This is a genomic window from Algoriphagus aquimarinus, from assembly GCF_007997215.1.
In the GTDB taxonomy this organism is placed as follows: domain Bacteria; phylum Bacteroidota; class Bacteroidia; order Cytophagales; family Cyclobacteriaceae; genus Algoriphagus; species Algoriphagus aquimarinus_A.
The window spans coordinates 481,626-503,412 of the sequence record NZ_VORW01000001.1; the positions used below are offsets into that span (position 1 = coordinate 481,626).

Below are 21,787 nucleotides of genomic sequence, written 5' to 3' on the forward strand. Positions count from 1 at the left end.
AAGCTTTTCTGTCGTGGCGCATTTCAAAGTCTTAAAACTGAAAAAACTTCTTGTGCTTTTTTTCTTCGGTCTTCCGTCTACCGTCTTCCAGCTACTGAAACCACTTCCCTATATACCTCTGCCAATTTCATGCTTTCACGCACTACCTCACCAATGATGATGATCGCTGGGGCTTCTACCTTGGCTTCTTCAGCTTTTTGCTCTATATCTGAAATATAGCCGGCTACGATCTTTTCCTCGCGCGTGGTACCACTTTGAATAATCGCTATTGGTAAATCAGCTTTTCCAAACTTACTATAAACCTTCGAAATCTCAGCCAATTTCCTAGTACCCATCAGCACCACAACAGTCGCCGTGGATTGAGCTGCTAGTGCCAAATCTTTGGAAAGTGCTCCCACTGAAGTGGTGCCTGTCACTACCCAAAAGCTCTCGGAAACTCCTCGTTTGGTCACTGGAATTCCAGCCGCAGCAGGAACTGCAATTGCCGAAGTAATACCGGGGATCATTTCAGTGCTGATACCAAATGCTTCTATATATTCGATTTCCTCTGATCCACGTCCGAAGACAAATGGATCTCCGCCTTTTAGACGAACGACATGTCCATGCTTTTTGGCTAGGCTGACGCAAAGTTGATTGGTATCTTCTTGTGGCTGCGAATGCTTTCCCACTCGCTTGCCAACAAAGATCTTAAGTGCAGTCTCTGGTGCATGATCAAGCAAAACCGGATCGATCAACGCATCATACAAAACCACATCGGCTTTGTTCAATGCCAATACGGCCTTGAGCGTGATCAATTCAGGATCACCTGGGCCAGCTCCGACCAGTGTTACTTTTGGTTGATTGAATGGTTTCATGCAGTCACCTCTTCCTCACGATAGCTTTTCAGCAAACCGTAGATTTCCAAAGTTTCATTGGCATATGCTCTTGCAAACTCTTCAGTAGGTTCATTTTGATTGATCTGGTAGATCTTCTCTGCGAATGTTCCTCCCAAATCGATTTTCCCACTTGCTACAAAAGCCTCGTCAAACTGAGCGATGATGTTCGCATAGGAATTCGCACTCAAGCTTTCGCTTAGCAAAATTGCTTTCGCAGCATTGATCAATCCTGCATAGTGATGGTAGATGCTATCTGACCAGCGTCCTTCTTCCAGACATTTTTGAGCGATATCGATTTTCTCTTTCGCTTCCAGAAGCAAGGTAGCAACCAAGTCAAGAACCACACCGGCACATTCACCCACACCAACTGCTATTTTATAATCTTCTGTATTTCCCCAATCCACATAATCGGCTGGAGTCACAGTAGAAGCATCACCTAATTCCTTCAATAAATCGTAGAAATAGATCTGCCCTTTTTCGTCGTAATAGCTCAAGAAATCAAGTCCATCTGCATTTGCTTCGAAATCATCTAGCAAAACCCGTAAAGCTTGAGGACCTCTTTTGCTTGGGATTTTTGTCACTTTATCTGCAAAACGTCCGTTTCCATCACCCATATTTCCACCTCCAAGCAATACTTGAAGTGCAGGGATGACAACTTTTCCAGATTTCATAGACATGCCCTGAAAACCAATATGAGCCATATTGTGCTGACCACAGGCATTCATACAGCCAGAAATCTTGATCACCAATTCCTGATTTTTTAGGTATTGTGGATACTCTGCGAGAATTACTTTTTCCAATTCTGCTGCAATACCAGTCGAGCTTGCAATTCCAAGATTACAGGTATCTGTACCAGGACAAGCAGTGATATCTCCCAAGGAATTATAGCCAGCAGAAGCCAATCCCAATTCCTTCAATTCTTTGTAGAAATAAGGAACCAAGTCCTCACGAACATCACGAATCAGGAAGTTTTGACGAAGAGTAAAACGAACCTCAGCGTTTGCATATTTTTCCACCAAATCAGCCAGTTTTCTAGCTTGATCTGTATAAAAATCTCCAAGCGAAACTCTTACACCCACAGACACATATCCCTTTTGCTTTTGAGGCAAAACATTAGTGAGTTTGAAATGCTCAAAATCCAACCCAAGTTCTTCCTCCACAGTCGCAGAAGGAGCATCAGGAAGTTTTTGCGCAGCTTCATACGTTTCAAAATCTATTGGGTAAGACTTAAATGGAAGAGCTTTTTTCTCATTTTCAACCAATTCCAAGAATGCCTCAACACCCATGTCTTTGATCAAAAACTTCATTCTGGCTTTCATACGCTTAGCACGCTCACCATGACGGTCAAAAATCCTGATCACCGCTTCTGCAAATGGAATGATCTGATCTGCTTCCACAAACTCAGAAAACACATCCGCGTGACGTGGCTGAGATCCCAGACCTCCACCTAGCATCACTTTAAATCCACGAACTTCCTGGCCATCGATCACTTTCACTTTCGGGATAAAACCTAAATCGTGTAAATAGCTCAATCCAGTATCCTCATCAGAAGAGGAAAAGGAAATTTTGAATTTCCTGCCCATTTCCTGAGAGATAGGATTTCTCAAAAAGTATTTAAAAACCGCATCTGCATAAGGAGTCACGTCAAATGGCTCATTTGGATCGATGCCCGCATTTTCTGAAGCAGTGACATTTCTTACGGTATTTCCACAAGCCTCACGGATAGTCACATCATCCCGCTCCAATTCCGCCCAAAGTTCAGGCGTACGATCCAAACTCACGTAGTGAATCTGAATATCTTGACGAGTCGTTATATGCAATCTTCCGGTAGAGTATTCATCCGAAACCTTGCAAATCCTACGAAGTTGATCGGAAGAAACACGGCCATAAGGCAGTTTGATTCGGATCATCTGCACACCTGGCTGACGCTGTCCGTAAACGCCACGAGCCAGACGAAGGCTGCGGAATTTTTCTTCGTCAATATTACCTGATTTGAAAAGAGCAATTTTCTTTTCTAAGTCGATGATATCTTGTTCTACTATATTATTTTCTAGTTCGGTTCTAAAGCTTTGCATGGCTGTAATAGGTTTAATGGCTGTGGTTGGAATTGAGAAGACGGTCACCCTGAGCGAAGTCGAAGGGTTTAATCATTCAATAAATCCAACCGAAACGGTATCGTATTCTCCTTCTTCAATCAGGATAAAACTCCCGTTCGCTTTATTTTCTTTGTAGGTATCAAAGTGGATCGGCTTGCTTAAGCGGAAATGCACTCGCCCGATGTCATTTAATTTCAATTGATCTGCAGTTTCAGTTCCGGTAAAATCAGTATGAATTCTAGATTCAATCTGATCTACTTTTGCCAACACGCGATTCACTCCATGTTGCAAAATATATTTCCCTCCTACTCTCAGCGGCTTACTATTTACCTGACAGATAGTTGCAGTAAGTTGCTTTTCGCTGCGTGGCACAGAAGAGCTTTTTACCAACATATCTCCGCGACTTAGATCCACTTCTGTATCCAAAGTAATGGCAATGGAACTTCCTGGAGCAGCTTCTTGAATTTCTTGGTCGAAATAGTGAATGCTTTTGATCGTGGAAGTATTCATAGAAGGCAATAGCGTTACCTCATCACCTACTTTTAGATTTCCACCATAGAGCATTCCAGAGAAACCTCTGAAGTCATGCCAAGCTTCTGTCTTAGGACGAATGACATATTGCACTGGAAATCTAGCTACAGAGTGCTCCTGCAAATCAGCAGGCTCCAACACTTCCAGATGATCCAAAAGCGTATTCCCTACATACCAAGGCATCTCTTCCGACTGGCGTGCGATGTTTTCTCCTTTCAAAGCAGAGACAGGGATAAAGGTGATCTGATCTTCTGTGAAGTCAGACTTAGCTACCAACGCATCAAAATCAGCTTTGATTTTCAAATAAACTTCCTCGTCATAATTGACCAAATCCATCTTATTGATCGCAACCACCACATGGCTGATACGAAGCAAATTGGAAATAAAGAAGTGACGGTAAGTCTGCTCAATCACGCCTTTTCTCGCATCGATCAAGATGATCGCTACTTGAGAGGTGGAAGCACCTGTCACCATGTTTCGCGTGTACTCCACATGACCAGGAGTATCAGCTACGATGAAGTTTGTCTTATCTGTATTGAAATATATATGCGCGACGTCAATCGTGATACCTTGCTCACGCTCCGCTACCAATCCGTCAGTTGCCAAAGAGAAATCCAGGTAATCGTAACCACGTTGCTTGGAGCTACGCTCGATTGCTTCGATTTTATCAGTTGTCAGCGATTTGGTATCGTATAGCAATCGCCCAATCAGCGTGCTCTTGCCATCATCGACAGAACCTGCAGTAGCGATTTTTATAAGTTTTCTATTTTCAGACATGTTGTTTCTAGTTTTCTGTTGTTCTGCTTCTCCAGAAGCTGGACTTGGCTTGACTCTGATACTGAGAGTTTAAAGTTTGATCAATGCTGCTTCTGGAGAAGCAGCATAACGGGTAGAATCAAACCTTCGAGGAGACCCTTCGACTTCGCTCAGGGTGACACCTCAAAGATTATCTTAGAAGTATCCGACTTTCTTTCTTTTCTCCATCGCGGCTTCGGATCTCTTGTCATCGATTCTAGCACCACGTTCGGAGATGGAAGAGTCTCTGATTTCTCCGACCACATCATCCAACGATACGGCTTCCGAAAACACTGCAGCAGTACAAGTCATGTCACCTACAGTTCTGAATCGTACCATTTTTACCAATACTTCTTCGTGGGCTTCTCTAAACACATGCTCATTGGCAGTCCAGATCATCCCGTCACGAAGGAATACCTCGCGCTCATGCGCAAAGTAGATCGAAGGGATTTCAATATTTTCAGTTTTGATATACTCCCAAACATCCAATTCGGTCCAGTTAGAAATCGGGAAACAACGTACATTCTGGCCATTATGGATTTTACCATTTAGCATATCAAAAAGCTCTGGACGCTGATTTTTCTCATCCCACTGACCAAAGTCATCTCGTACTGAGAAAACTCTTTCTTTCGCTCTAGCCTTTTCCTCATCTCTTCTTGCTCCGCCGATACATGCATCAAATTTGAATTCTTCGATCGCATCCAAAAGCGTGGTAGTCTGAAGAGAATTTCGGCTGGAATATCTTCCTCGCTCTTCACGAACTTTCCCCTGATCAATAGAATCCTGCACATTCCGCACGATCAGCTCCAATCCAAGTTCTTCTACAAGCCTATCTCTAAACTCTATGGTTTCAGGGAAATTATGACCCGTATCCACGTGCAATAAAGGGAAAGGAATTCTCGCTGGGTAGAAAGCTTTTTGAGCCAGTCTAACTAGCGTAATCGAGTCTTTTCCTCCAGAAAAAAGCAAAACTGGACGCTCAAATTGCGCTGCCACTTCACGAATGATGTGGATCGATTCTGCTTCTTTTGGATTAGGTATTAATAGGTTGTTCATGATATTTATTAATTACGAAGTACGATTTACGAGCTCAAATTGCACTTCAAATTTTATCTTTAAATTGTCTTCGACTTCGCTCAGACTGACTGCCCTTTCTTATGTCTTGAGTCTAAAATCTTGAGTCTTACTTGGCATGTAAGCCGCACTCTTTTTTCGAATCTTCCCACCACCAGCGACCAGCGCGGGCATCTTCGCCTTCCATAATCGCTCGTGTACATGGCGCACAGCCTATGCTGATGAAGCCTTGGTCATGTAGCGGATTATATGGAATGTTCTTCTCGGCTATGTATGCTATCATCCGGTCAAAAGTCCAATCCAGTAGGGGATTATACTTAATGATCTGATTGGCTTCGTCCCATTCGATGCGTTTCATATCGCTACGATTGGCAGATTGTTCAGCGCGAAGCCCTGTAATCCAAATTTCATTTCCTGCTAAAGCTCTTCTAAGAGGCTCCACCTTGCGGACAAAGCAGCAAGACTTTCTATTTTCTACCGAGTCATAAAACCCGTTGATTCCAATTTCAGAAACCAGTTTTTCTACAGAATCAGTAGTAGGATAATATACTTTGATGTTTTGCTTGTATTTAGCTTCAGTTCTAGATAGCAAGTCTAATGTCTCTGGAAAAAGTCTCCCTGTGTCCAGAGAAAAGATCTTTACAGGAATATTCCCGCTAGCGATCAACTGAGTGATCACCTGATCTTCCTGACCTAGAGAGGTAGAAAAAGTGACTTTGCCAGGAAATAAATCTACGATCAAAGCCAATCCTTCTTGTGCACTCAGTTGCTCCAACTGAGCTTCTAACTCATGCATATTTTTTCTCTGTGTCATTGGATTCTACTTTGGAGACGCTTTCCCAAGCTCGCTCATGGAAATAATACAGGATGATTTTTGAGAAGACCTCAACAGATCCAATGGACAGTGCCATTACTAACTGACCCGTCACGAAATACGAGATAATAATCGTATCGATCGTACCGACAATTCTCCAAGAGATCGACTTAAGCATGCTCTTCGCATTGCTATCTTTTCCGGGCTTGCTGGCAAACAGCTTTTTAAGTGGTTGGTCTAAAATCATACTGGTTTCATACGAGTTTGAAACCCAAAAGTATACAAACCCTATTTAATTTATAGGGTTTGTTATAAAAAAAATTTACTCTTCTTTTAAGATATCTTCTAAACTCTTGTTTTCCAGTATCTTAAGAGTCTCGTCTCTGACTTGGATCATTACTCTATTTATCCCACAAACAGCCTCATTTACACACTCAGCACAGGGCTCATAGTAATTTAAGCTCACACAAGGAAGCATGGCAATCGGTCCGTCTAGCAATCTGATCACACGAGAAAGAGGAATGTCTTTGGGTTCTTTGATCAGGTAATAGCCTCCACCTTTTCCTTTTTTGCTTCCAAGCATGCCAGCCTTCTTGAGTTCGAGTAAGATATTCTCCAAGAACTTATGAGAAATCCCATACTCCTCGGCAATCTCCTGGATTAGCACTGTCTTCTCATCCTTATGCTTGCCTAAATAGGTCAAAGCATGCAAGGCGTATTTTGTCTTTTTAGAAAGCATAAACAAAAATAAGCTTTTTCAGGGAATACCCTAGTACGGAAGTAGGCTTTAATAGATATGACAAAAAAAACGGGTATGAAACCATACCCGTTTAACTATTTATAATGAATCGTTACTATTTAAAGCAATTCCACACTTCTCTTTACAAAGGCAGTCAAGTCTTTGCCTTTTAGCAAGCCTTGGGACAGAAGTGCTAGATCAAATGACTGTTTAGCTATTTTGATCTTTTCCTCTTCGGTTGCTGCCTTCAGTACTTTGTCCACCGCAGGGTGATTCCCGTTAATAGCGACTTTGTAAGCGTCAGGAAGTGAGCCGTAGAAGCCCATTCCTCCGCCACCAGTGGCAGCCATTTCTTTCATTCTGCGCATGAATTCTTCCATAGTTATCGTCACTGGAAGTTCCTCAGGGCTTAAACCTTCCACTTCTACCGTGTAAGTCTTGTTGTTGATCGCTTTGTCGAAGATTTCCTTCACTTCCTTGCTCTGATCTTCAGTTAGTAAGTTGGCGTAAGTCTCGTCCTTCTGGATCAGTTTCTCAGCTACATCAGCATCTACACGCTTCAGTTGAGTTTTCTCCAGCTTGGATTCCAAGTTTTGGATAAAGTGACTGTCAATCGGTGAATCCATCACCAAGACATCGTAGTCTTTTTTATTGGCAGATTGAATGAAACTATCCTGCTTGTCCAAATCAGTTGCATATAAGATGACCGCTTGATCATTTTTATCTGTTTGGTTCGGCTTTATTTTAGACTGGTATTCTTCGATAGTGAAGAACTCCCCATTGGTATTCTTAAGCAAAGCGAAGTCTTTTCCTTTCTCATAGAATTTATCCTCGGAGATCATACCGTATTTAACGAAAAGTCCGATATCGCCCCATTTCTGCTCGTAAGCCTTTCTGTCTTTTTTGTAAAGCTCAGCAAGCTTATCCGCTACTTTCTTGGTGATGTATGAATTGATTTTCTTCACGTTGCTATCAGCCTGCAAAAAGCTTCTGGAAACGTTCAAAGGAATGTCCGGAGAGTCAATCACGCCATGAAGCAACATCAAGAACTCAGGAACGATGTCTTTCACCTCGTCCGTGATAAACACTTGACGGCTATATAGCTTGATCTTATTTCTCTGAAGTTCGAATTCATTTTTCACTTTAGGGAAATACAAAACCCCAGTCAAGTTGAATGGATAATCCACATTCAGGTGAATCCAGAAAAGTGGATCCTCAGACATTGGATACAGCTCCTTGTAGAACTTCAAGTAATCCTCATCAGTCAAATCACTTGGAGACTTAGTCCAGATTGGGGCAGTGGTATTGATGAAATTATCAACTTCTACTGACTTCCATTTCTTCTCGCCTTTGTCATCCACACCATCTTCTACAGATTCGGTTTTTGTGCCAAACTTGATTGGAACAGGAAGGAACTTCGCATATTTGTCCAAAATCCCCTGAAGTTTCCACTTATCCAGGAATTCTTCAGAATCGCTATTGACATGAAGGATAATGGTCGTTCCACGTTCTTTTCTATCTCCTTGAGAAATTTCAAAGGAAGTAGAACCGTCACAAGTCCACTTAGCAGCTTCTGCGCCTTCTTGGTAAGAAAGCGTATTGATTTCTACGGTGTCAGCGACCATGAATGCCGAGTAGAACCCAAGACCAAACTTACCGATGATCTCATTGGCGTCCTTTGCATCCTTGAATTTCTCTACGAATTCCTCAGCACCTGAAAAAGCCACTTGGTTGATGTACTTTTTTATTTCCTCAGCAGTCATCCCAAGACCGCGGTCAGAGATGGTGATGGTTTTCGCTTTCTCATCAAAACTCACTTCCACCGTAGTGTCACCAAGTTCGCCTGTGTACTGACCTAATGTCGCTAAACGCTTGATTTTTTGAGTTGCATCAACAGCGTTAGAAACAAGTTCTCTTAGAAAAATCTCGTTATCAGAATAGAGAAACTTCTTGATAATCGGGAAAATGTTCTCGGTATGAATCGAGATCGTGCCTTTTTCCTGCATGGCTATAAATTAGTTTAGTTAAACACAATGTTTGTCGGGCAGAGAATTGCAACTGTTGTTCCAAAGAAGTTTTGGTGTCAATTTGGCAGTTTCGATTTTGGATATACGATTTCGCATTTGCTACAGAATTAACCATGAGCTTCATTATAGAGATCTAGATTTAGCCAGACTTTACAACTTTTCCATCTTAAAACTCACCGATTCCCCTACCAATCACGGATTATGTTTTTTACTGGAAATCGTGTCAGTCCGAGCGAAGTCGAGGGCAATGAAAAAAGAGGTTTCGACTTCGCTCAGCCTGACACCGCCATCTCACTTTTGTAAATTTCAAATTTTTATTACTTAAAGTGACGCAATAGAATTTTTCAATCTTCCAATCCACCACGGCGGACAAGTTTTTACAATCCTCTTATCTTTGGAGCATGTGGAAAGAAATCTCGGTTCTGATCAGTAAGGAAGTCACCCTGGAGTGGCGACAGAAATTCGCGCTGAATGGGATTTTACTTTATGTAGTTTCGGCAGTTTTCATCACTTACTTAAGTGTGGGTGCCAAGCAGGGAAATATTTCCTCTCCAACTTGGAATGCCCTTTATTGGATAATTATTCTTTTTTCGGCTGTGAATGCCGTAGCTAAAAGCTTTGTGCAAGAGCACCAAGGCCGCCAACTTTATTATTACATGATTGCTTCTCCTGAGGCGATTATCCTTTCGAAGATCATCTACAATACTGGTCTAACACTGATCCTAGCACTTTTGGGCTATGGAGTTTTTTCAGTGATATTAGGAAATCCAGTCCAGGATCAAGGCTTATTTATCCTGAATTTAGTACTGGGAGCAATGGGTTTTTCGGCCAGCTTAACTATGGTAAGCGGTATTGCTTCCAAAGCGGGAAATAATGCAACCCTGATGGCTATTCTGAGCTTTCCGGTCATTATCCCAATTTTATTAATGGCCATTCGTATTTCCAAAAATGCCATGGATGGACTGGATTGGAACGTAAGTATGGATAAACTCATCACACTTTTAGCGATCAATGCCATCGTAGCCGTGACGGGATATATTCTGTTTCCTTATTTGTGGAGGTCTTGAGATTGAAAGATTGGAAGATTTGAAAATTGACTCCATAGAAAGTCTGAGATAAATAATAATGCTTGAAGTTCTTTGGAACTCGTACTTCGCAAATCGTAATTCTAAATTTCTCCAACCGGTTAAAAGACTTCACAAAAAGCGCCGTTTTCAGGAACTTATGCCTTATTTTTGCGCTTGAATTAGCAAAAATACCTTATGCGCCAATCCTGGTGGAAAATTCTTGCAATTGCCCTGCTGCTATACACGCTGATCGCAGGCTTGCTGATGGAAGCGCCACGACTTCCTATCCTCAACGAAACGATTCGTGCTCTTCATTTTCACGTAACCATGTGGTTCGGGATGATACTCATGCTGGTAGTGGCTGTTTATTATAGTATTAAATACCTTCGAACCAATGATATCAGAAATGATGATTTGGCGATAGAATTCACCAACTCAGCAATTCTATTCGGTGTACTTGGAATAGTAACTGGTATGCTTTGGGCTAAGTTTACTTGGGGAGATTACTGGAGCGGCGATCCAAAGCAGAATGCAGCGGCCATCGGAATTCTGATGTATTTCGCTTATTTAATTCTAAGAAATTCACTGACTGATTCTCAGCAGAGAGCTCGAATCGGAGCCATTTATAACATATTCGCCTTTGCGGCTTTTATTCCTCTTATCTTCGTATTACCAAGATTAACAGACAGTTTACACCCAGGAAATGGTGGAAATCCAGGCTTCAATGCCTATGATTTAGATTCCAAACTTCGGGCGGTTTTCTATCCTGCGATTATTGGATGGACACTCTTAGGCTCCTGGATCGCAACTGTACGCGTCAGAATGCGTAGGGTGGAGAGGACAATAGAAGACAGAATGATTAATTCCTGATTGATGAAATCGAGCATGTTGCGAACAACACAAATTGGAATGATAATAAACCATGCGAGATTCCATGTGGCCAATTCAAATCAATTTTAAACACATGAAAAAATTATTAACTATAGCTCTTTTGGTTTTCAGTCTTTCTGCTTTGGCACAAGAGAAAATCCCAGTAACGGAAGCTGACTACAGCAATAACGATGTAGAGATGGCAGATCTGATGCGATCAAATGGTAAAATTTACGTTTTGGTAGGCGTCATGGTGATCATATTCGCAGGTATCACAGTCTACCTGATTGGGACAGATCGCAAGATCAGCAAACTTGAAAAAAATCTTCATTCCTAAAATTATAAACACATGAAAAAAGGACATATAATAGGATTAGGAATCATAGCCATAGCAATTGTAATCATTATGACTTCGATCGGTGATGCAAGTAGCTACGAAAGCTTCACTACGGCAAAGGAAATGAAGCAGAGTGGAGAGGATAACGCTATCCACGTGGTAGGTCATCTCAAGAAAGATGCTAGTGGAGAAGTGACCGGCTTAAATGTTCGGGAGGATAAAGTTTCCTTCACTTTTATGCTTGTAGACAATGAAGGAGTAGAGCAAGAAGTATTTTACAATGAGCCAGTACCAGCAGATTTCACCCGCTCGGAATCCGTAGTAGTAATCGGTTCTTATAAGAATGATGAAATATTTATTGCCGATAAAATACTGATGAAATGCCCGTCTAAATACCAGGAAACTGAAGTGCAGACGGCAGGTATGTGAGTTAGAGCAGTTACAATAAAAAATCCATGATCAATACCTTTATCGGTAATCTTGGCCACTTCATGACAATAGTGGCCTTTGTCAGTGCACTGACTACCGCATACGCTTACATTCAGTATTTCCGCGCAAACGAAATAGAGAAGGCCAGTTGGAAGAGATTCAGTAGAATCAGTTTCGCTATCCATGGCATTTCTGCCGTGATGATTGCTGTGTCACTTTTTGAAATCATTTACAATCACCGTTTTGAGTACTTTTACGCTTATTCCCACAGTTCGGAAGCACTCCCAGTTCACTACATGATTTCCAGCTTCTGGGAAGGTCAAGAGGGTGCTTTTATTCTTTGGATGTTCTGGAATGTGGTGCTGGGTACAGTACTGATTTTCACCAACAAGTTCTGGGAAGCTCCTGTTATGATTGTTTTTGCACTCGTTCAGGCATTCTTGGTTTCCATGATTTTGGGTGTGGTAATTGGCGATTTGAAGATCGGTAGTTCTCCATTTATTCTCCTAAGAGATGCCACTCAGGCACCGATTTTCCAGATGAATCCTGATTTCGTGCCAGAAGATGGAACAGGCCTGAATCCTCTTCTGCAGAACATCTGGATGGTTATTCACCCGCCTACCTTATTCTTAGGTTATGCCTCTACCTTGGTTCCATTCGCCTTCCTAATGGGTGGTTTAGTTACCAAAAAATACACTGAATGGATTCGTCCAGCTTTACCTTGGGCAATTTTCTCAGCCATGATCCTAGGAATGGGAATCATCATGGGAGCCTACTGGGCTTATGTAACGCTAAACTTCGGAGGCTATTGGAATTGGGATCCTGTAGAAAATGCAGTCTACGTACCGTGGCTTATTTTAGTCGCAGCAATTCACTGTATGATTACCTTTAAGAAAAGTGCTACAGCGCTGAAGACCTCAATGGTCTTGGTTATCATGACTTTCATCCTGGTACTTTACGCAACATTCTTGGTAAGATCTGGCGTATTGGGAGATGCATCAGTGCACTCATTCACAGATCTTGGACTCTCAGGTCAGTTGCTGATCTACATGCTATTCTTCCTTATAGTAGCTGTTGTACTCGTAGTGAAAGAATGGAAACACATTCCGACTTCGGAGAGAGAAGCTTCGGTTTACTCCCGCGAATTCTGGGTGTTTATCGGCGCGACAACGCTTTCATTAATGGCTTTTCAGGTGATTCTACCTACATCCATTCCTGCTTGGAACGCTATAGTAGAAAGCTTTGGGGGTATATCGAATATGGCTCCTCCAGCCGATCAAGTCGAGTTTTATACGAAATTCCAGCTTTGGTTTGGAGTAGCACTAGCTATGCTCACGGCTGTAGGCCAGTTTTTCTGGTGGCAGAAAATGGATAAGAAAGCACTGAAAGATGCGCTTTTGACTCCTTACATTATTTCAGTATTACTTTCGGCCGCGATTATTGTCCTTACAAAAGTTTATGACTGGCAATACATCATCGTAGTACTTGCAGGTACATTTACGATCACTGCCAACTCGGTGATTTTAGCCAAGATCCTGAAGAAATCATCCTTCAAGCTGGCAGGTGGTTCTTTAGCACATATTGGTTTAGGTATGATCCTAATCGGGATCATGTTCAGCTCTGGGTATTCAGATACCATTTCCATCAACATGTCTGGACTGACCTATAGCAATAGCTGGGAAGATGAACTGAATAAAGAGCACGTACTTCTTTGGATCAATAAGCCTACTCAGATGAAAGACTATACGGTGATCTACCGTGGTCGTCAGAAGAAGGTAAAAGGTATCTCTGAATATGTTCCTGCCAAGATTTTAGAAGCTACAGGAAAAGTAAATGAAGCCCTTGCTTTGGAGGATTATAAAGATTACTTCAAGAAAGGCGATAAAGTAGATATTGTACTGGAAGAGAATGATTATTTCCAGATTGAATATTATCAAAATGAAGTGTTGAAATTCTCCCTAAGCCCAATGTCTCAGTTCAACGAAGGTATGGGCGGATTGATTTCTTCTCCAGCTTCAAGGATCTTTATAGACAAAGATCTCTATACCTATGTAGCAGCGATGAATGATCCTGAGGATCCAGACTGGAAAGAGGATGAATTATACGAGGTTGCGCCTGGTGAGCAATTCCATGTGGCAGATTATGTAACCTACTTTGACGGAGCCGATGTGCTGCAAGAGCTGGACGGCTATGTACTTCAAGAAGGTGATGTAGCCGTAAGAGCGAACCTTAGAATCCTTGATTACGATGTGGAGAAACTGCTTCAGCCCACCTTCATTATCCGTAATAATCAGGTAGGAAAATTACCTGTGATCGATACTGAATTGGGTATTAAAATCAGCTTGGAAAACATCTTACCTGAGGAAAATAAGTTTGTCTTCAAGGTCAATCAATACCAAAAAGACTATGTAGTGATGAAAGCAATAGTAAAGCCTTATATCAATGTACTTTGGATCGGGACAATCATTATGCTTACGGGATTCTCAATAGCAATCATTAGAAGATTTGATGAATTCAAAAAGATGAGAGATAAGGGACTGGAAGTATAAAGAATGAAAGTATATAACACAAAGAAGCCCGGCAATTATTCGTCGGGCTTCTTTGTTGGTGGTTAGTATGTTTTTGATTAATCTGCTTTGAACTTATCTACGATGTAGAGAAAAATATTAAAAGACAAAGTCGACGGTACTGGTTCGGCCTTTTTGCCCTCTCCACTTAAATGATTATCCTTTTTTATAGGAGAAATTTTATTGGATGTTGAAGTTAAACCAGTAGGATTTGGAATGCTTAATGAGTGGTTGTCAATAAGAATATCAGTATGATTTTCCACTAACGGCTTGTCAATAGGCTTTACATTATCCATCTCTGACTTCTCTTTCTCGCTTTGAGCCATAGTATCTCCTGCGTAAATACACATTCCCAACACAGAAATGCCAAAAAAGATAATTTTTTTAAAAGAAACTTTGGAAGTTGCGATCATAATTAGAAGAGGTTACCTTATATCTTACTTTGGGTTCTTGTAAAAGGTTCCTAAAATTAGGAAAAAAATCCACTATGCAAACGATTGAGTACAAAGATTTTGACAAAATAGAATTGCGTGTAGGCACTATTCTGAGAGCTGAACCATTCGAGAAAGCGCGTAAACCAGCTTATAAAATTTGGGTTGACTTAGGGGATGAAATTGGAGTGAAGAAATCTTCAGCACAAATTACCGTACACTATCAGCCCGAGAATTTGATTGGGCGTCAAGTTGTATGTGTTTGTAATTTTATTCCGCGACAAATAGCTGATTTTATGTCTGAGATTTTGATCACAGGATTCAGCGATGAAAAAGGAGATATTATACTTACATCTGTGGAGAGACCAGTACCCAACGGCGCTTTATTACACTAGCTTTTTCTAGAATACGGGAAATCCAGAGGGTTGGGATATTCGAATTCAAAACCAGTACTGAGGATTTTATCGCCAGAGATTAAGCGATCATCATCTTGTGAAGCATTTTGATAGCTTTTAGGCGGTTCAAATCCTAAATCGCGTACATTTTGGTCATACACATCTTTGCGTAGCGTATGAATAGGAGCCACGCCATTGTAGACTTCATTCCAAAGTTCCTTTTCGATGATCCAAGCAAGCATCCTAGAAGCGTCATTTCTATAGATGTAATTTACTCGAGTATGGCCAGCAATATTTTCTTTGCCAGCTACATATTTACCAGGAATCCGCTCATCTCCAAGTAGCCCTCCAAATCGTACAATAGTTAGATCAAAGTTTCTATCCTCAGAAAACATCAATTCACTTTTGAAAATGGTCTCATTTCCAGTAAGATCTTTGTCAAGGTATTCAGCCTCCGTATAGGCAGCTTTTCTATTTGCCTCAGGATACACACCGGAGCTGGACACGAATAAAACCTTCTTGATAGAAGATTGGTCCACCATGCTGCGCAAAAACTTGATTTGCTCTAAGAATAATTCACCAGTCGAGGTACGTGAGCGTGGGGGAATGTTGATCACCATTATTTGGCTAGAGAGCAATTTCTGAAAGCCTTTGCCCTGAGGGAAAGGAACCAGTGCAAATTGGATGGCATTAATACCTTCTTTTTGAATGCTAGCTGCTTTATCGGCTGAAGTAGTACTGCCAAATACGCTATGATCACTTGAGAGGATTTTTGCCAAAGGCAAACCAATCCATCCTAAACCGATAATTGATATTTCGCTCATAGAAAGGTCAGAAAAAAACCTCCCAGGAATATGGGAGGTTTATGATAGTTATTCCTTTTTAGGGATAGTCCCTAGAATATAATCCCATAATGGTGTACTAACACCAAACGCAACATCGGGATCTTTATAATGGTGGATGGCATGATGTACCCAGAGTACTTTCATGAAATTCTTTGGAGGCTGCACTGCATGTACCAAATAGTGAATCCCCAAATACAAAGCATAACCTAGTAAAAAACCTGGTAAGAAATAGTAAGCTAAATCCCCCATTGTCAATTTGAATATTAGGTAAAGAATGGCAGCATATGCAGCACTCACAAATGGAGGCATTGCCAATCTGTCTTTGTCCTTAGGATAATCATGATGTATACCATGAACTGTGTACTGCAATTTGTCCTTAATAGGAGTGTTCGGCTCCATATGGAAAAAATGCTTGTGCATCATGTATTCGACTAATGTGAAACCAATGTACCCTACAACAAATAGAAGTAGAGCTGTTCCTACTCCCACAGATGTTTTCTGAATTCCGAAATAAATTGAAATTATCCCGAGAACAATGAACATACTGATTGGCACTAATATATTGGTCCTTGAAATTTTCTCAAGAATTGGGTTCGAGAAAATTTGGGCTGTGCCGAAATTATCCGGCTTATCCAATCTTCCTATCTTTTTCATATGCTACTGATTCTAATTTTACTAAACTTTCTAAGATCTAATTTAGAATTTCATACAAAGGTAGTTCAAATCGACCTTTCGACACTGAGAAATTCATGACAATAATCACATTTTAATCAAATCTGTGCCATTGTTGTTTCAATAGTCTTTTGATAATAAGACACATAATGTGGTAGAATATTGGAAATATCAAACTCCTTAGCTCTTGCAAGTGCATTTTTCTTGAACGTCGGAAGATTCGCATCATCCAGAATGAAAAGTGCTTTTTCCTTCATAGTCTGGATGTCTCCAATATTACAAACGAAACCTGTCACTCCATCAATGTTCAATTCTGGGATTCCACCTGCATTGGAAGATAGAACTGGAACTTCACATGCCATTGCTTCCAATGCAGCAAGGCCAAAACTTTCTTTTTCTGAAGGCATTAAAAATAGATCTGCAACTGAAAGCACTTCCTCTACGGCATCTAATTTCCCTAGAAAGCGCACATCATCGCAAGTTCCTAATTCACGACAAAGTCTCTCCATTTTATCTCGCTCAGGACCATCACCAACCAAAAGCAATTTTGCGGGAATTTCTTTTCGGACTTCGTAAAACACTTGAATCACATCTTCCACCCGCTTCACTTTTCTGAAATTGGATGTATGTACCATCAACTTCTCGTCATTAGGGCAAATAGCTAATTTGAAATGTTCCTTTTTTTGTCTTTTAAAACGATCCAAATCGATGAAATTAGGAATCACTTCTATTTCCCGCTGAATATCGAAGAAAGCATAGGTCTCTTTCCTTAAGTCCTCCGAAACAGCCGTCACTCCATCTGATTGATTAATACTAAATGTAACAACAGGCTCATAACTAGGATCTTTTCCGACCAAAGTGATATCAGTGCCGTGAAGTGTGGTCACTACCGGTATTTGGATGCCTTGTGTTTTCAGAATTTGCTTTGCCATATACGCTGCCGAAGCATGGGGAATGGCATAATGAACGTGAAGCAGATCAAGTTTCTCGTATTTTACCACACTCACCATTTTACTAGCTAAAGCCAGTTCATAAGGTGCATGCTCAAAAAGAGGGTAGCTTTTAATGTCCACCTCATGATAGTAAAGATTCTCACTGAAAAAATCCAATCGGCTGGGTTGCTTATAGGTAATGAAGTGAACTTCATGACCAATTTTAGCTAGACCTATACCTAGTTCTGTTGCTACTACTCCACTACCTCCGAAGGTCGGGTAGCAAACAATGCCTATTTTCATAATATTTTTGGCTGGTTTATAACCTGCTTTTTAACACGCATTAACCCTAGTTTTGTTCAAATCCTAAGTTAATTATCCAATTATTAAATAATATTGAGCGAAAAGAGCTGAAAACCAATGCTTTTTACGCATTTATTTATTCTAGCCCAAACGCAAAAAACCCTTGAGAAAAATCTTTTCCCAAGGGTTTTTACTATTTAAATCACTAATTAATTATCCTTTTTTGCTTTCGTTTACCGCATGATGCGCTGCCCTAGCCGCAAAAGCCATGTAGGTCAATGTAGGATTCTGAGTAGAAGTAGAAGTCATCGAAGCTCCGTCAGTCACGTACACGTTCGGCACTGCATGAAGCTGATGGTTCCCGTTAAGCATGGAAGTTTTTGGATCTTTACCCATTCTCACTCCACCCATTTCGTGAATATCCAAGCCTGGAACACGATGATCATCACGCACAGAAATATCCGTGAAACCAGCCTTTGAGAACATTTCTGATATTTGCTCTTGATAATCAATGATCATTTTCTCGTCATTATCATCATAAGCCACATTGAATTTCAAGGTTGGAAGACCATACGGATCAAGCTTATCTTTGTCCAAAGCGATGTAATTGGATTCTTTTGGAATCGTCTCCCCCATCATGTGTGAACCAACTCTCCATGGGCCATCTGGTGGGGTTTTATTCAGCATACTATTTTTCAAATCCATTCCTACTCTTGCGTCGGCCACATAGCCTCCACCTCTGTAGGCACTAAATCCTCCTGCATAACCTCGTAGAAAATCTGTCTCCTGCTTTTTCACATTTCTGAATCGCGGAATATAGCCGCTAGTCGGTCGGCCACCAGAGGTAGTATATTCCATAAATCCATCATAAGAAGCACTTACTCCCGCTCTATAATTATGGAATGCGAAATATTTACCCAACACACCACTGTCATTTCCAAGTCCATTAGGAAATCTAGCAGAAGTGGAATTCATCAAAATAGCATTGGAGTTAATCGCAGCGGCATTGATGAAGATTACATCTGCATAAAATTCCTCCACTTCTTTGGTGTGGGCATCGATCACTCTTACGCCAGTTGCTTTGCCTTTTTCATCGTCATATATCACAGAGTGGACTACCGAATCTGGTCTCAAAGTCACATTTCCACTTTTCAAAGCCCATGGAATAGTAGAAGAGTTACTACTGAAATATCCTCCAAAAGGGCAGCCTCGCTGGCAAAGATTTCTGTTTTGGCAGGACGCACGACCTTGAGCAGTAAATTCTGGTCTTGGTTCATGAATGTGTGCACATCGAGAAGAAATCATGTGACGATCCCCATATACATCTTTCATTTTCTGAGCGAAGTGCTTTTCTACGATATTCAAATCATAGGCTGGCAAAAACTCTCCGTCTGGCAAAGTGTCAATCCCATCTCTATTTCCTGATACTCCCGCAAATTTCTCTACATGGCTGTACCAAGGCGCCATATCTTTGTATCGAATTGGCCAATCTACTGCAAAACCATCTCTTGCAGGTCCTTCGAAATCATAATCTGACCAGCGCTGAACTTGTCTCGCCCATAGCAGAGATTTTCCACCTACCTGATAGCCTTTGATCCAATCAAATGGCTTTTCTTGGATGTAAGGTTGCTCAGCGTCTTTCGCAAAAAAGTGCTCAGAATCTTCACCAAATGCGTAGCATTTGGCTACAATTGGGTTTTCATCCAATACTGCCTGTGGAAGTTTTCCTCTATGTTTGAATTCATAAGGAAGCATATTGGTAGTAGGATAATCCTTGATATGCTTTACATCTCTTCCTCTCTCGAGCAAAAGAGTTTTCACGCCTAAGTCACCAAATTCCTTGGCTGCCCATCCGCCGCTGGCTCCTGAACCGACGACAATGGCTTGATATGTTCGTTCTTGTTTGTTTCGAATATTCAGATTAGCCATTGATTCTAGATTTTTGAATTTCTGAGATTAGAGCTGAACCATTGTATGGACCAGGAATGAGTGAGTAAGGAATAACTTCTGTCTGAATGTACTCTGAGGCCATGTAGCCTTGCATAGTAAGTCGCTTGGTCGTATTAAGGAAATATGAAACAGCTTTGTCTTTCTCTCCTTCTGGAGTCTCAGCTGGCTTAAGATCTATGCCAGTTTGAATCAGGTCTTCTTTCTCCTTTGTGCTCAGCTGATCAAATTTTTTCCCAGCAGTGTTTTTGGTGAAGTCAGGGAAAGCAGTAAGTCCTGCGCTGAAAAGCATTTGATTTTCAGTATTCATGCAATCATTTACCATCACTAAAATGAAATCAGGCACTTCTAACTCTAGTGCCCCTTTTAATTCTCCGGCTGGTATAATTGTATCTGAGATTGCTCCCAAGAGTTGCTTTTGCGAAGCAGTAACCTTGAGATTCTCATATGCGGCTAAGATATCATCTGAACTGAAATCACAGGACGGAATGAAAGCCAGTCCTCCAGAAATCAATGCAAGATGCCTTAGGGCGATTCTTCTATTCATGGTTTATAGGTTTTGGGTTATAAATCGGGCCTTTAATGTAGGCAAATCAATGATTAATTACCACTTAATTTTGACCGGTTGCCTAGAACTCCTTTTAGCCAATCTTCATGAAGCACCAATAATTCAGATGCAACTTCAGGATGTTCCATTCTCAGATTTTTCGACTCAGTACTATCTTGAGAAAGATTAACTAGATAGAGTTTATCCTCATCCGTGAAGATCAACTTCTTTGCTGGATCTTGTGGGTTACCAAGCAGTTTCCAAGGCCCTTTCCTTACTGCCCAAGAGTTAGTAGTCGCTTCAGGATTTCCAGTAGCCCAGTGCATCACATCGTGACCTGAATCCACATTGTCATAGATTACTTCTCTTAAACTAATACCGTCCATTTCAGTCGGATTTGGTACATCAACCTCTGCCAGATCGGCGAGTGTTGGGAACCAATCCACGCTTCCAGCCCATTGGTTTCGAACTTGCCCTTTGGGAAGATCACCACCAGGCCATGAGATAATAGCCGGTACACGTAGGCCCCCTTCTAACATACTAAACTTGGCACCATTGAAAGGTCCAGCGTTTCCCCCTCCGAAATATGCCCGCTCCTCTGTACTATGTCCATGATCGGATTGGAAAACGATAATCGTGTTCTCCAACTGACCTGTTTGCTCCAAATGATCCAGCACATTTCCTACTAATTCATCCAAAGTAGAAATGAACGCAGCATACTCTCTACGCGGACTAGGCAAATCCTTATAATGCTCCAACCAACTTGGTCTTCCTTGATAGGGATAATGTGGCATATTGATAGCCCAATAGATGAAAAAGGGATCAGCAGATGGCTGGGTGAAATACTTCACTTCCTCTACCATCAGGTCTCCAAAGAATTCGCCTGGGCGATAGATCTCTTTATCATTTTGATACAAATCATGCAGGTTTGGCCCGCTCCAGAAAAAATAATGGGAATAGTTATCGATGCATCCTCTTTGATGTCCAAAGAAATAATCGAAGCCTTGACCATTCGGAAGTTTGTCTGGACTGTGCCCCAAATGCCATTTACCGATGGCAGCTGTTCTATAACCCGCAGGTTTGAAAAGCTCCGCCATGGTAATTTGCTCTGTAGGCATTCCAGATTTCCCCTCCGGATCATGATCCGGAATATCTACATTGCCATAAAGACCAGCATTATAATTATATCTACCTGTCAAAAGCCCTGCTCTGGAAGGTGAGCACACTGGAGCAACTGCATAAAATTGCGTGAACCGAACTCCTGAAGCAGCCAAGCGATCCAAGTTTGGCGTTGACAAATCCGTGGATCCATAACTGTTCAAATCCAACGTGCCCTGATCATCAGAAAGAATCACCAAGATATTCGGCTTAGAAGGAGCTGCTATAGAAACCTGCTGCTCCTTATTACAAGAGGAAAGAAGAATAACTGACCCGATGAGGGCTAATAATTTGCTGTTCATACTGAGGTGGAGGATTCTATTTTCCCGTATCGAA

The 21,787-nt window shown here is 41.4% G+C and carries 21 protein-coding genes; 6 read left to right on the top strand and 15 right to left on the bottom strand.

The features are described from left to right. Positions 1 to 77 precede the first annotated feature (77 nt). From cobA to htpG, 8 genes are all read right to left on the bottom strand, one after another. The gene (cobA, locus tag ESV85_RS02220) at positions 78 to 854 is read right to left on the bottom strand and encodes a uroporphyrinogen-III C-methyltransferase (RefSeq protein ID WP_146914605.1); all 777 of its coding nucleotides are present in this window, start codon (positions 852 to 854) and stop codon (positions 78 to 80) included. Next, complete coding sequence (locus tag ESV85_RS02225; RefSeq protein WP_146914606.1) at positions 851 to 2,950, bottom strand: HEPN domain-containing protein; 2,100 nt, start codon at positions 2,948 to 2,950, stop codon at positions 851 to 853. The genes cobA and ESV85_RS02225 overlap by 4 nt, the downstream gene beginning before the upstream one ends. Positions 2,951 to 3,022: 72 nt before the next feature. Further along, positions 3,023 to 4,279, bottom strand: a complete 1,257-nt coding sequence (locus ESV85_RS02230) for a sulfate adenylyltransferase subunit 1 (RefSeq protein ID WP_146914607.1) — start codon at positions 4,277 to 4,279, stop codon at positions 3,023 to 3,025. Positions 4,280 to 4,453: 174 nt separating this feature from the next. After that, complete coding sequence (cysD, locus tag ESV85_RS02235; protein ID WP_146914608.1) at positions 4,454 to 5,353, bottom strand: sulfate adenylyltransferase subunit CysD; 900 nt, start codon at positions 5,351 to 5,353, stop codon at positions 4,454 to 4,456. Positions 5,354 to 5,480: 127 nt separating this feature from the next. Further along, positions 5,481 to 6,185 carry a phosphoadenylyl-sulfate reductase gene (locus tag ESV85_RS02240; protein WP_146914609.1) on the bottom strand — a complete coding sequence of 235 codons (705 nt, stop codon included), beginning with the start codon at positions 6,183 to 6,185 and terminating at the stop codon, positions 5,481 to 5,483. Then, positions 6,160 to 6,432 carry a DUF2061 domain-containing protein gene (locus tag ESV85_RS02245; RefSeq protein ID WP_146914610.1) on the bottom strand — a complete coding sequence of 91 codons (273 nt, stop codon included), beginning with the start codon at positions 6,430 to 6,432 and terminating at the stop codon, positions 6,160 to 6,162. The genes ESV85_RS02240 and ESV85_RS02245 overlap by 26 nt, the downstream gene beginning before the upstream one ends. Positions 6,433 to 6,507: 75 nt before the next feature. Beyond that, positions 6,508 to 6,924 carry an RrF2 family transcriptional regulator gene (locus tag ESV85_RS02250; RefSeq protein WP_146914611.1) on the bottom strand — a complete coding sequence of 139 codons (417 nt, stop codon included), beginning with the start codon at positions 6,922 to 6,924 and terminating at the stop codon, positions 6,508 to 6,510. A gap of 119 nt (positions 6,925 to 7,043) precedes the next feature. After that, positions 7,044 to 8,930: a molecular chaperone HtpG gene (gene htpG / locus ESV85_RS02255; protein WP_146914612.1), complete on the bottom strand. Its 1,887-nt coding sequence runs from the start codon at positions 8,928 to 8,930 to the stop codon at positions 7,044 to 7,046. Positions 8,931 to 9,352: 422 nt separating this feature from the next. Here htpG and ESV85_RS02260 point away from each other — a divergent pair, with 422 nt between their 5' ends. The 5 genes from ESV85_RS02260 to ccsA (ESV85_RS02280) all read left to right on the top strand — a co-directional run bounded on the left by ESV85_RS02260 (position 9,353) and on the right by ccsA (ESV85_RS02280) (position 14,203). Further along, positions 9,353 to 10,018, top strand: coding sequence for a heme exporter protein CcmB (locus ESV85_RS02260; protein WP_146914613.1), 666 nt, complete (start codon positions 9,353 to 9,355; stop codon positions 10,016 to 10,018). 195 nt (positions 10,019 to 10,213) lie between these two features. After that, entirely contained in the window at positions 10,214 to 10,888 is a 675-nt protein-coding gene (gene ccsA / locus ESV85_RS02265) for a cytochrome c biogenesis protein CcsA (protein WP_146914614.1), read from the top strand. Positions 10,889 to 10,982: 94 nt separating this feature from the next. Next, positions 10,983 to 11,225, top strand: a complete 243-nt coding sequence (locus tag ESV85_RS02270) for a CcmD family protein (protein WP_191321880.1) — start codon at positions 10,983 to 10,985, stop codon at positions 11,223 to 11,225. Between the two features lie 12 nt (positions 11,226 to 11,237). Then, positions 11,238 to 11,654 (top strand): cytochrome c maturation protein CcmE, encoded by a 417-nt coding sequence (locus ESV85_RS02275; protein ID WP_146914615.1) that lies wholly within the window; start codon positions 11,238 to 11,240, stop codon positions 11,652 to 11,654. Positions 11,655 to 11,680: 26 nt separating this feature from the next. Next, positions 11,681 to 14,203, top strand: coding sequence for a cytochrome c biogenesis protein CcsA (gene ccsA / locus ESV85_RS02280; RefSeq protein WP_146914616.1), 2,523 nt, complete (start codon positions 11,681 to 11,683; stop codon positions 14,201 to 14,203). A gap of 77 nt (positions 14,204 to 14,280) precedes the next feature. On the opposite strand, the gene ESV85_RS02285 is transcribed toward ccsA (ESV85_RS02280), so the two are convergent. Beyond that, positions 14,281 to 14,634 carry a hypothetical protein gene (locus ESV85_RS02285; protein ID WP_146914617.1) on the bottom strand — a complete coding sequence of 118 codons (354 nt, stop codon included), beginning with the start codon at positions 14,632 to 14,634 and terminating at the stop codon, positions 14,281 to 14,283. Between the two features lie 74 nt (positions 14,635 to 14,708). Between ESV85_RS02285 and ESV85_RS02290 the strand changes: the two genes are divergently transcribed. Next, positions 14,709 to 15,047, top strand: a complete 339-nt coding sequence (locus ESV85_RS02290; protein WP_146914618.1) for a tRNA-binding protein — start codon at positions 14,709 to 14,711, stop codon at positions 15,045 to 15,047. On the opposite strand, the gene ESV85_RS02295 is transcribed toward ESV85_RS02290, so the two are convergent. The 6 genes from ESV85_RS02295 to ESV85_RS02320 form a co-directional block, all read right to left on the bottom strand. Then, a complete protein-coding gene (locus ESV85_RS02295) occupies positions 15,044 to 15,871 on the bottom strand; it encodes an NAD(P)H-binding protein (protein WP_146914619.1) in 828 nt (275 codons plus the stop codon). The two genes, ESV85_RS02290 and ESV85_RS02295, sit on opposite strands and share 4 nt — an antisense overlap. Positions 15,872 to 15,919: 48 nt before the next feature. Then, complete coding sequence (locus tag ESV85_RS02300; RefSeq protein ID WP_146914620.1) at positions 15,920 to 16,546, bottom strand: sterol desaturase family protein; 627 nt, start codon at positions 16,544 to 16,546, stop codon at positions 15,920 to 15,922. 116 nt (positions 16,547 to 16,662) lie between these two features. Beyond that, complete coding sequence (gene bshA, locus ESV85_RS02305) at positions 16,663 to 17,799, bottom strand: N-acetyl-alpha-D-glucosaminyl L-malate synthase BshA (protein ID WP_146914621.1); 1,137 nt, start codon at positions 17,797 to 17,799, stop codon at positions 16,663 to 16,665. A 213-nt stretch (positions 17,800 to 18,012) separates the two neighbouring features. Beyond that, positions 18,013 to 19,728 (bottom strand): GMC oxidoreductase, encoded by a 1,716-nt coding sequence (locus ESV85_RS02310; protein ID WP_146914622.1) that lies wholly within the window; start codon positions 19,726 to 19,728, stop codon positions 18,013 to 18,015. After that, entirely contained in the window at positions 19,721 to 20,293 is a 573-nt protein-coding gene (locus tag ESV85_RS02315) for a gluconate 2-dehydrogenase subunit 3 family protein (RefSeq protein WP_146914623.1), read from the bottom strand. Before ESV85_RS02315 ends, ESV85_RS02310 begins: the two co-directional genes overlap by 8 nt. A gap of 53 nt (positions 20,294 to 20,346) precedes the next feature. After that, positions 20,347 to 21,753 (bottom strand): sulfatase, encoded by a 1,407-nt coding sequence (locus ESV85_RS02320; RefSeq protein ID WP_146914624.1) that lies wholly within the window; start codon positions 21,751 to 21,753, stop codon positions 20,347 to 20,349. Positions 21,754 to 21,787: the final 34 nt, after the last annotated feature.